Annotated in this window: 7 protein-coding genes; 5 read left to right on the top strand and 2 right to left on the bottom strand. The window is 73.1% G+C overall.

Annotation, left to right across the window (positions count from 1 at the left end):
• The first annotated feature begins 320 nt into the window (after positions 1-320).
• The 4 genes from ACFVQG_RS21560 to sucD all read left to right on the top strand — a co-directional run bounded on the left by ACFVQG_RS21560 (position 321) and on the right by sucD (position 5,040).
• A complete protein-coding gene (locus tag ACFVQG_RS21560) occupies positions 321-1,295 on the top strand; it encodes a hypothetical protein (protein ID WP_383385517.1) in 975 nt (324 codons plus the stop codon).
• A 126-nt stretch (positions 1,296-1,421) separates the two neighbouring features.
• On the top strand, positions 1,422-2,627 hold the full coding sequence (locus ACFVQG_RS21555) for a hypothetical protein (protein WP_383385514.1): 1,206 nt from the start codon (positions 1,422-1,424) through the stop codon (positions 2,625-2,627).
• 320 nt (positions 2,628-2,947) lie between these two features.
• Positions 2,948-4,129 carry an ADP-forming succinate--CoA ligase subunit beta gene (sucC, locus tag ACFVQG_RS21550; protein ID WP_383385511.1) on the top strand — a complete coding sequence of 394 codons (1,182 nt, stop codon included), beginning with the start codon at positions 2,948-2,950 and terminating at the stop codon, positions 4,127-4,129.
• 26 nt (positions 4,130-4,155) lie between these two features.
• Positions 4,156-5,040 carry a succinate--CoA ligase subunit alpha gene (gene sucD, locus ACFVQG_RS21545; protein WP_383385508.1) on the top strand — a complete coding sequence of 295 codons (885 nt, stop codon included), beginning with the start codon at positions 4,156-4,158 and terminating at the stop codon, positions 5,038-5,040.
• 70 nt (positions 5,041-5,110) lie between these two features.
• Here the strand turns inward: sucD and ACFVQG_RS21540 are convergent, their stop codons facing one another.
• Positions 5,111-6,271, bottom strand: coding sequence for a helix-turn-helix domain-containing protein (locus tag ACFVQG_RS21540; RefSeq protein ID WP_383385506.1), 1,161 nt, complete (start codon positions 6,269-6,271; stop codon positions 5,111-5,113).
• Between the two features lie 113 nt (positions 6,272-6,384).
• Here ACFVQG_RS21540 and ACFVQG_RS21535 point away from each other — a divergent pair, with 113 nt between their 5' ends.
• The gene (locus ACFVQG_RS21535) at positions 6,385-8,040 is read left to right on the top strand and encodes a DUF6350 family protein (protein WP_383385610.1); all 1,656 of its coding nucleotides are present in this window, start codon (positions 6,385-6,387) and stop codon (positions 8,038-8,040) included.
• Between the two features lie 20 nt (positions 8,041-8,060).
• Here ACFVQG_RS21535 and ACFVQG_RS21530 read toward each other — a convergent pair whose 3' ends face one another.
• On the bottom strand, positions 8,061-8,855 hold the full coding sequence (locus tag ACFVQG_RS21530) for a hypothetical protein (protein WP_383385503.1): 795 nt from the start codon (positions 8,853-8,855) through the stop codon (positions 8,061-8,063).
• Between the last annotated feature and the right edge of the window lie 301 nt (positions 8,856-9,156).

The following is a 9,156-nucleotide window of genomic DNA, read 5'->3' as shown; positions in this document are numbered from 1 at the left end:
AACACCACACCTGGCCCCAGCCCACCCACACCGGCACTCAAGCAGTCCGCATCCAACGACCCCAACCCGCCGACCCCTAAACGCAACGGCATTGGGCCTAGGCCGATACCGGACAGGACCTAGGTGTGCTGTCCGGACAGGTTGGTGACGCGGCTGGCTGGGGTGTGGCCGCCGATGCCGGACATGGGCTGGGGAAAGGGGACATGACTACCCATCGGTAACAGGGGGGTTGCGCTACCTCGGGCGTCCCGTGCGAGGATCGACGCCGCGTTGTTCTGTGAACCGGCGCGTGCCACGTTCCCCGCACGGAGGAAGCCCCCTTGATCTGCTCGGCAGCCCTGTCCCGCGCCGCGGTGCGTGCGCTGCGGGTCGCGCTGCTGGTGAGTGGGGTGTTCCTGCTGGGGGTGGTCTTCGGGGACCGGGCGGAGGCGGCGGAGGGTGCGCCGGTGGTGGTGGAGGTCACCCAAGCCGTCGAGGCCACTCAGGCGACCCAGGCCATCCAGGCCACTCAGGCGACCCAGGCCATTCAGGCCACTCAGGCGACCCAGGACACTCCGACCACCCAGGAGACTCCGACCACCCAGGACACCCAGGACACTCAGGCCACCCAGGCCCCTGAGGTCACCGAGATCACCAGCGCCGTCGAGGGTGTGACGTCCGGTGCGGAGCGCCTGGCGGTGACCGGGCGTGTGGTGGGCGCGGTTGAGGAGACAGTGGAGGCGGTCGCGCCTCCGGTGGAGGCCGATCTTCCGAGGGTGGTCCCTCCGGATGCTCCGTCCCTGCCCCTGCCCCTGCCCCTGCCCTTGCCCCTGCCCGACCTGACCCGGCCTGCCGAGCTTCCTGGGTTGCCTGAGCTGCCCGAAGCGCCCAAGCAGCCGGTCCCGGCACAGCAGGTGTCCGCCCCTGAGGCGGCGCCCGGGCCGAAGGACGGTGGCCGTGCGGCCGTGTCCACGGTGACCGGGCGCTTCCACGGGCCGCGTGTCGCTTCCGTCGCGCCGGACGCCTCCGTCGGCGCTCCGCGGGCGGCCGAGCAGCGGCACGAGACGAACGACCCGGATCACGCACCCCGGCATCCCGCGCCCACCCCCACCGGAAACGGAAACGGTGACGGCGACCACGACGGTGCCCTGGGCAGCCGGTCGGCCGTGGACAGCGGATCCTCGCGGCACGGGGACGCGTGCGCCGTCACCGCGGAGCGCCGGGCGCCGGTGCGATGGGTGCCGGGCGCGGCAGTGGACGTCGTAGCGGACGGGACGCGCGAGCGGTACCGGGACATTCCCCTCTTCCCCGGCTAGGGCAGGCCTCACCCCCGCCATAGACCTGCCGCGCGGGGGCGGGCCAGGTCTGCCCGCCGGTCCGGACGACCCCGTAGGGCTCCGGGCACCGGAATGTCCCAGCATCCTTGAGGATCTGACGTACCCATGAACAAGAACATCCGCCGTTCCATAGTGATCGCGGCCGGTGTGACGGGCGCCTGGGCGCTCGGCACCAGCATCGCCAGCGCCGACGAACTGCCCGCGTCCACGCTCTCCGTGCCGGACGCCAGCACGGCGACGGACGCCGCGACCGACGCCACCGACGCCGCGCACGACGCCACAGACGTCACGAAGGTCACGCACGCCGCCACGGACGCCGTCACCGACACGGTCACCGCCACCGCCACCACCGCCACCACCGTCGACGCCCAGGACACCGACATCGACGTCCCGGCCCCCGCCTTCCCCGACGTCCCCGACACCTCCGACGCCCCGAGCATCCAGCCGCAAGCCCAGGCCGAGGACACCGTCGACTACCTCTTCGGCCCCCTCTCCGCCTTCGCGCCGGAGCTGGAGGCGGAGCGGGCCGTCGAGGAGACGGCCGACGCCGCGACACCGCCGGTGGTGGGCACCGCCGTGGACGGAGTCCAGCCCGTCGCCACCGGCGCCGTGCAGGGCGTGCGGGCGACCGCCGAGGGCGTGGTCGCCGACGCCCACCACCTCACTACCGGTACCGCGCACGGCGTCCAGCCCGTCGCGCACGCCGCCGTCGGCCAGGTCACCGACGACACGACCGCCGCCGTCCTGCCGCCCGTCGCCCGGACGGCCGTACAGGGCGCCGTCCCCGTCGCCGAGCAGGCCGTGGCGGACGCCGGGGCGCTCGGGTACGGCGTGGCCGGTGACGTGCGGCCCTTCGCGGATGGCGTGGTCGGCGGTGTGCCGCCGCTGGCGTATGGCGTCACCGGGCAGGGCGGGGCCTTCGCGGAGGGGGTCGCCGGGCAGGTGGACCCGTTCGCGCAGGGGGTGACCGGGGCCGTGGAGCCGCTGGTCGACACCGTGTACGAGACCGTGCGGCCGGTGGCGCGGGGCGTCGGCGACAGCGCCACGGCGCTGGCGTACGGCGTCGGCGGCCAGGCCGCTCCGTTCGTGGACGGTGTGGCCGGTGAGGCCACCGGGTTCGCGTACGGCGCCGCGTACGGCACCGCGCCCTTCGCCCACGGCCTGACCGGCACCGTCCAGGCCACCGGCGGCACGCTCGCCGGGCACGCGGTCACCGGCGCGGAGGGCGTCGCCGAGTCCGTCACCCCGAGCTATGTCCATGACGCCCACGCCAGCCACCAGGCGGGCTACCACGGTACGTACGGCTCCTGATCCACAGGCGCCGTATCCCTGCGCCTAAGCCATAGACGCAGGTCAGGGGCCTCACCGGGCCAACCCCAGCCTGGTGAGGCCCTTCTCTTCCGGCACGGGGTGCCAGTGAGACCGGCATCATGTGACAGGTATCACCGCTCACGTGTGACATGCGATTTAGAGACCCCCGCCAAGCGGGGATAACCTGCGAGGCGGACATGCCGCGCGCTCGGTCACCGTGTGCGCTTCCCTTGTGACACATGCGGACGTCGTCACGTTGCCCTTCGCGGCACGCCCACGCATCCATCGAACCGCGAGATCACTGATAGGGACGGAAGCGCGTGGACCTGTTCGAGTACCAGGCGAGGGACCTCTTCGCCAAGCACGATGTACCGGTGCTGGCCGGTGAAGTCATCGACACGCCTGAGGCGGCGCGCGAGATCACCGAGCGTCTGGGCGGCAAGTCCGTCGTCAAGGCGCAGGTGAAGGTCGGTGGTCGCGGCAAGGCCGGTGGCGTGAAGCTGGCCGCCTCCGCGGACGAGGCCGTCGCCCGGGCGACGGACATTCTCGGCATGGACATCAAGGGCCACACGGTCCACAAGGTCATGATCGCCGAGACGGCTCCGGAGATCCTCGAGGAGTACTACGTCTCCTTCCTCCTCGACCGTGCCAACCGGACCTTCCTCTCCATCGCCTCCGTCGAGGGCGGCGTGGAGATCGAGGAGGTGGCGGCCACCCGTCCGGAGGCCGTCGCCAAGACGCCGATCGACCCGATCGACGGTGTGGACGAGGCCAAGGCCCGCGAGATCGTCGAGGCCGCGAAGTTCCCGGCCGAGGTCGCGGACAAGGTCGTCAACGTCCTGGTCAAGCTGTGGGACACCTTCATCAAGGAGGACGCCCTCCTGGTCGAGGTGAACCCGCTGGCCAAGGTCGCCTCCGGGGACGTCATCGCCCTGGACGGCAAGGTGTCGCTCGACGACAACGCCGAGTTCCGCCACCCCGACTTCGAGGAACTCCACGACAAGGCCGCGGCCAACCCGCTCGAGGCCGCCGCCAAGGAGAAGAACCTCAACTACGTCAAGCTCGACGGCGAGGTCGGCATCATCGGCAACGGCGCGGGTCTGGTCATGTCGACCCTGGACGTCGTCGCGTACGCCGGTGAGCAGCACGGCAACGTCAAGCCCGCCAACTTCCTGGACATCGGTGGCGGCGCCTCCGCCCAGGTGATGGCGAACGGCCTGGAGATCATCCTCGGTGACCCGGACGTCAAGTCCGTCTTCGTCAACGTCTTCGGTGGTATCACCGCCTGCGACGAGGTCGCCAACGGCATCGTCCAGGCGCTGCAGCTGCTGCAGGAGCGCGGCGAGGAGGTCACCAAGCCGCTGGTCGTCCGTCTCGACGGCAACAACGCCGAGCTGGGCCGGAAGATCCTCACCGACGCGAACCACCCGCTGGTGCAGCGCGTCGACACCATGGACGGTGCGGCCGACAAGGCCGCCGAGCTGGCCGCGGCCGCCAAGTAAGCACGAGGACGAGGACTTAAACCACCATGGCTATCTGGCTCAACAAGGACAGCAAGGTCATCGTCCAGGGCATGACCGGCGCCACCGGCATGAAGCACACCAAGCTCATGCTCGGTGACGGCACCAACGTCGTGGGCGGCGTGAACCCGCGCAAGGCGGGTCAGACCGTGGACTTCGACGGCACCGAGGTACCCGTCTTCGGGACGGTCGCCGAGGCCATCGAGAAGACCGGCGCCAACGTCTCCGTCATCTTCGTGCCGGAGAAGTTCACCAAGGACGCGGTCGTCGAGGCCATCGACGCCGAGATCCCCCTCGCGGTCGTGATCACCGAGGGCATCGCCGTGCACGACTCGGCCGCCTTCTGGGCGTACGCGGGCAAGAAGGGCAACAAGACGCGGATCATCGGTCCGAACTGCCCCGGCATCATCACGCCCGGCCAGTCCAACGTCGGCATCATCCCGGGTGACATCACCAAGCCGGGCCGCATCGGTCTGGTCTCCAAGTCCGGCACGCTGACGTACCAGATGATGTACGAGCTGCGGGACATCGGCTTCTCGACCGCCGTCGGCATCGGCGGTGACCCGATCATCGGTACGACGCACATCGACGCGCTGGCCGCGTTCGAGGCGGACGCCGACACCGACCTGATCGTGATGATCGGTGAGATCGGCGGCGACGCCGAGGAGCGGGCCGCGGACTTCATCGCGAAGAACGTGACCAAGCCGGTCGTCGGCTACGTCGCGGGCTTCACCGCGCCCGAGGGCAAGACGATGGGCCACGCCGGTGCCATCGTCTCCGGTTCGTCCGGCACCGCCCAGGCGAAGAAGGAAGCGCTGGAGGCGGCGGGCGTCAAGGTCGGCAAGACCCCGACCGAGACGGCGAAGCTGGCGCGGGAGATCCTGGCGGGCTGAGCCCCTCCGATCGACCTCTGTGGGCCCGTTCCCCTGCGTGGGGGCGGGCCCACCGTCGCTCCCCGAGACCCTAAGTGGCCTCCGGTACGAGCCTCTCCGGGCCGCTCCCCGCCGCCTCCCTCAGCTTCTTCCGCAGCTCCAGCTGGTCCTCCGACAGCGGACCCGGCGCCACTCGCGGCGGTACCCCCCGCACCGTCTCCCCGGGCGGCACCGGTGGCTCGTACCGGGTCGGGGCCGTCCGCAGGGACAGGGTCGTCGCGCTGATCAGGGTGACGGTGAAGGCGATGGCCGCGCGGGTCCAGAAGCGGGCGCGGCGCTCGCTCAGGGCCCGGACGGTGGGGGGTTTGGCGGCGCGGAGGCGTTCCGTGGAGGCCACTTCCGCCAGGCGGCGGTTGAGGGTGGCCGGGTCGGAGAGGTCCGGGAGGCGGGCGGCGACGGTCTCCCGGGCGTGCAGCAGGCGGCTGGCCGTCGCGGCGGTGCTCGCCTCCGTCTCCGCCGCCGTCTCCGGCAGGTCCAGGCCCACACCGTCGTAGAGGAGGAGGGCGCGGCGGTGGGGCGGGGGGAGGGTCAGCAGTACGTCCATCAGGGCGCGGTGGGCCGGGTCGGCGGGCGGCGGCTCGGGGTGGCGGTAGCGGGGCCGGAAGCGGTGCCAGGGGGAGAGGGCGTACTCGTAGGTCGCCGCCCGCACCCAGCCCGCCGGGTCACGGTCCACGGCGACCTCGGGCCAGCGGTCCCAGACCTGTTGGAAGGCGCGTTCGACCGCCTCCCGGGCCAGCTCGCGGCGGCCGGTGAGGAGGTAGGCCTGGCGTACGAGGGCGGGGGCGCAGAAGGCGTAGAGGGCGTCGAAGGCCTGAGTGGGGGTCAGGGGGGCGGGGAGGGGCCCGTCCGGCGGTACCGGGGTGAGGGACGGGGAGGGGGGCGGGGCCGGGGCCGGGGACGGCCGCTCCTGGGGTTTCTTCCGCTCCCGGGGAGCCGTCTTCTTCTCCAGGCTCACCGTCACCGGACGGTCCGCGCGGCGGCGGGCCGCCGTGGCGTCGAACTCCGCGAGCAGTTTCGCGTACGCCTCCCGCTTGCGGCCGTGCGGAGTGGTACGGCCGGTCTCCCACGCCCGTACCGTCGCACGGCTGACCCCGACGCGCGCCGCGAGCTGAGCCTGCGTCAACCCCGCGGCGTCGCGCAGGCGTCGGCGTTCCTGGGGCGGGGGGAGAGGGGTGGCGGGGCTCTGCGTCACCGGGCGCCCCTTCGTGCGAAAAAGTACATAAACACATATTGAGTGACACGTCGGGGCTTCGCTTGTTACGACGGAAAAGCGCGTGTCGTTGGCAGCATGGCGGCGTGATTCCGATGATCGACCGCCGTGCGCCACTACCGCCCGCGCCCTCCCCGCTCACCCGGCTCCGCCGCCGGTCGCCCGGGCTGGCCGCCGGGTTCCTGGGCGGGGTGGTCGCCGCCGGGCTGGGGCTGGCGGTGTTCGTGGTGCTGGTGATGGTGCTGTGGATCAGCTCGCCGTATCCGGACAGCGGGCCGAGTGCCGCGCTGCATGTCGCCGCCGCGCTGTGGCTGCTGGCCCACGGCGTCGAACTGGTCCGCGTCGACACCTTCTCCGGCGTCCCCGCCCCGGTCGGCGTCGCGCCGTTGCTGCTGCTGGCGCTGCCGGTGTGGCTGGTGCACCGGGCGGCGCGGGACGCGGTGGACGGGGAGGACGACGAGGACCGCCCCGTCGCCCTGCTCTCCGGGCGTACGGCGTGGGCGGGCGTCGTCCTCGGCTACCTCACCGTCGGCGGGGCGGCCCTGCTGTACGCGACGGGCGGAGACCTGCGGCCCTCGTGGCGGTGGACCGTCCTGCTGGTGCCGTTGGTCGCGGTGGGCGCGGCGGCCTCGGGGGTGTGGACGGCGTACGGCCGTCCCCGGGAGCCCGTCGGCAGGGCGCTGCGCCTCGGCGTCGAGGCGCGCGAGCGCATCGGCGCGGCGGCGCGGGCCGCGGGCGCCGGGGTCGCGGCGACCGTCGGGGGCGGGGCGCTGCTGGTGGCGGTGTCGCTGGTGTGGCACGGCGGCGCGGCGCGGGCGGCGTTCACGCAGCTCACGGAGGGCTTCTCAGGCCGGTTCGCGGTGCTGCTGCTCTGTCTGGCGCTGGTGCCGAACGCGGCCGTGTGGGGCGCCGCGTACGCCCTCGGCCCCGGGTTCTCGCTCGGCGTCGGCCGGGTCACCGGGCCGCTGGCCGCCGACCCGGCGCCGCTGTTGCCGCCCTTCCCGCTGCTGGCGGCGGTGCCGGGGGAGGGACCGGGGACGCCCTTGCACTGGGCGGTGGCGGTGGTTCCGGTGGTGGGTGGGGTGACGGTGGGGTGGTTCGTGGCGGGCGCTGCCGCGCCACCCGGCGGCGGCCGTACGGCGGCCTGGTCGGCGGGCCGCACCGTGACCGTCGCCGCCCTGGCCGCGCTGCTCTGCGGGGTGGGCATGGCGGCCCTGGCCGCCCTCTCGGGCGGACCCCTGGGCGTGGCCGCCCTGGCCAGCTTCGGCCCCCTGTGGTGGCAGGTGGGCGCCGCGGCCCTGCTGTGGACCGGCACGCTGGCGGTACCGGTCGCGGCGGGGGTACGGGGGTGGCGGTGCCGGGAGCGGCGCGCGCGGCCGAAGACCGCGGAGCCGGGAGGGCGGCGCTGGAACGGGCGGCGACGGCCGGTGACAGACCCGGCGACGACCCGGCAGCCGCAGAGCCAGCACGGGAAGTCGGCGTCGACCGAGGCGCCTCAGCCGCAGTCGCCGCCAGCAGAACGCCGGTGGAGCTGGCGGCGCCGGTCCACGGAAGCGCCGAGGCGGCGCTGGAACTGGCGGCGTCAGTCGCCGGACGGCGTGCCCGCGGCACCGTCGCGCGCGGGAGACCCGCAGCCGCCCGCGCTCACCACACCACCGCCGAGCCCACCGCCCCCACGCCAGCCCTGGTCCGCCCTCGCCGCCTGGTTCGGCTTCGCCCGCAAACCCAAGCAGGACCCTCCGGACACCTGAGCTGGCCCAGGGGAGGAGGGTTAGCCCTCCGTCCCCAGCACTCCTCGCAACTCCTCCGGCAGCAGCTTGTTGCACGCCTGCTCCGCCGCGGTCGTCAACGCGTCGCTACGGCACGTGTAGTAGTCCCGGTAGACGAACTGCGCGGTGAAGGACGCCGCCACCAGGGCCAGAGCGAGGGACGCCGTGACCAGTCCGCTGATCGCCGCGGCGGTCTGGGGGCGGGCCGGGGTGTCGCTGGCCGGGGCGTCCGGGTCGGCGTTGCGGGGCTTGGCGCGCAGGGCGCTGATGGCCCAGTACAGGGCGAGCGCGCCCAGCAGCAGGGCCGCGTACGGCCAGCTGAAGAGGGCGAAGAAGAAGGCCCACATGCCGCTCAGCAGGGCGTACCTGGCGCGGCGCTGGGCCGGGTCCGTGGGGTCCCAGCGCATCCCGCTGGGGCCGGGGGTGTTGCCGCCGCCGGGACCCTCGGAGGAACCGCCGGGCCGTTCGCCGAAACCGCCCTGGGAGCGGCCGGGCTGCCGGTCACTCCACCGGCTGCCCCACGGGGAGCGCCCGCCCCCCTCGGAGTCACCCGAGTCGTCGGAGCCCCCGCCGGAACCGGAACCGGACGGTCGGCGCGGCTGCCAGGGCCGGTCGGGCGTGCCCTCCGGCGGCGGCGCGAACGGGTTGTCGTCCTGACCAGCCCCGCGCTGCTGGTCACCCTCGGGCGCGTCGGGCGGCGAGGCGGGGCGCTCCCGCAGCGCCATCACGCCGCTGCGCTCCCCTCCCAGCACCGACTGCGGGGGGAGCGTGAGGAGTCGCAGGCTGCGGTCCGGCATCAAGTGAGCGTCTTCCCCTAGGCGATACGGCTGTCTGTTCCGAGCGGTCGTGACAGCCCTGCTGTCAGTCCAGCTCTCAGTCGTGCTGTCCTGATTTTCCGAGCTGTCACTCCGAGAACGCGCCATCCCACGGCCACGTTCCCGAACCGGCTCCTCCCAGACGCTACCTTCCGGCCACGCCCCCGTCCCGTGGGGGCTGCCCGGTGTGCCGGTATCGTTGCTGACGGTCGGCCGCTTCGTACACTTCCCCGTATCGAGGGGCGCGAAGCATTCGTACGACCATACAAAGACGCTCTCCCGA

This window comes from Streptomyces sp. NPDC057877, from assembly GCF_042796855.1.
Lineage (GTDB): Bacteria > Actinomycetota > Actinomycetes > Streptomycetales > Streptomycetaceae > Streptomyces.
This window is presented reverse-complemented; position numbering and strand designations above follow the sequence as displayed.

Coding starts and splice junctions, on each gene's coding strand:
- ACFVQG_RS21555 (WP_383385514.1), top strand. CDS start 1,422: ATGAACAAGAACATCCGCCGTTCCATAGTGATCGCGGCCGGTGTGACG.
- sucD (WP_383385508.1), top strand. CDS start 4,156: ATGGCTATCTGGCTCAACAAGGACAGCAAGGTCATCGTCCAGGGCATG.
- ACFVQG_RS21535 (WP_383385610.1), top strand. CDS start 6,385: ATGATCGACCGCCGTGCGCCACTACCGCCCGCGCCCTCCCCGCTCACC.
- ACFVQG_RS21530 (WP_383385503.1), bottom strand. CDS start 8,855: ATGCCGGACCGCAGCCTGCGACTCCTCACGCTCCCCCCGCAGTCGGTG.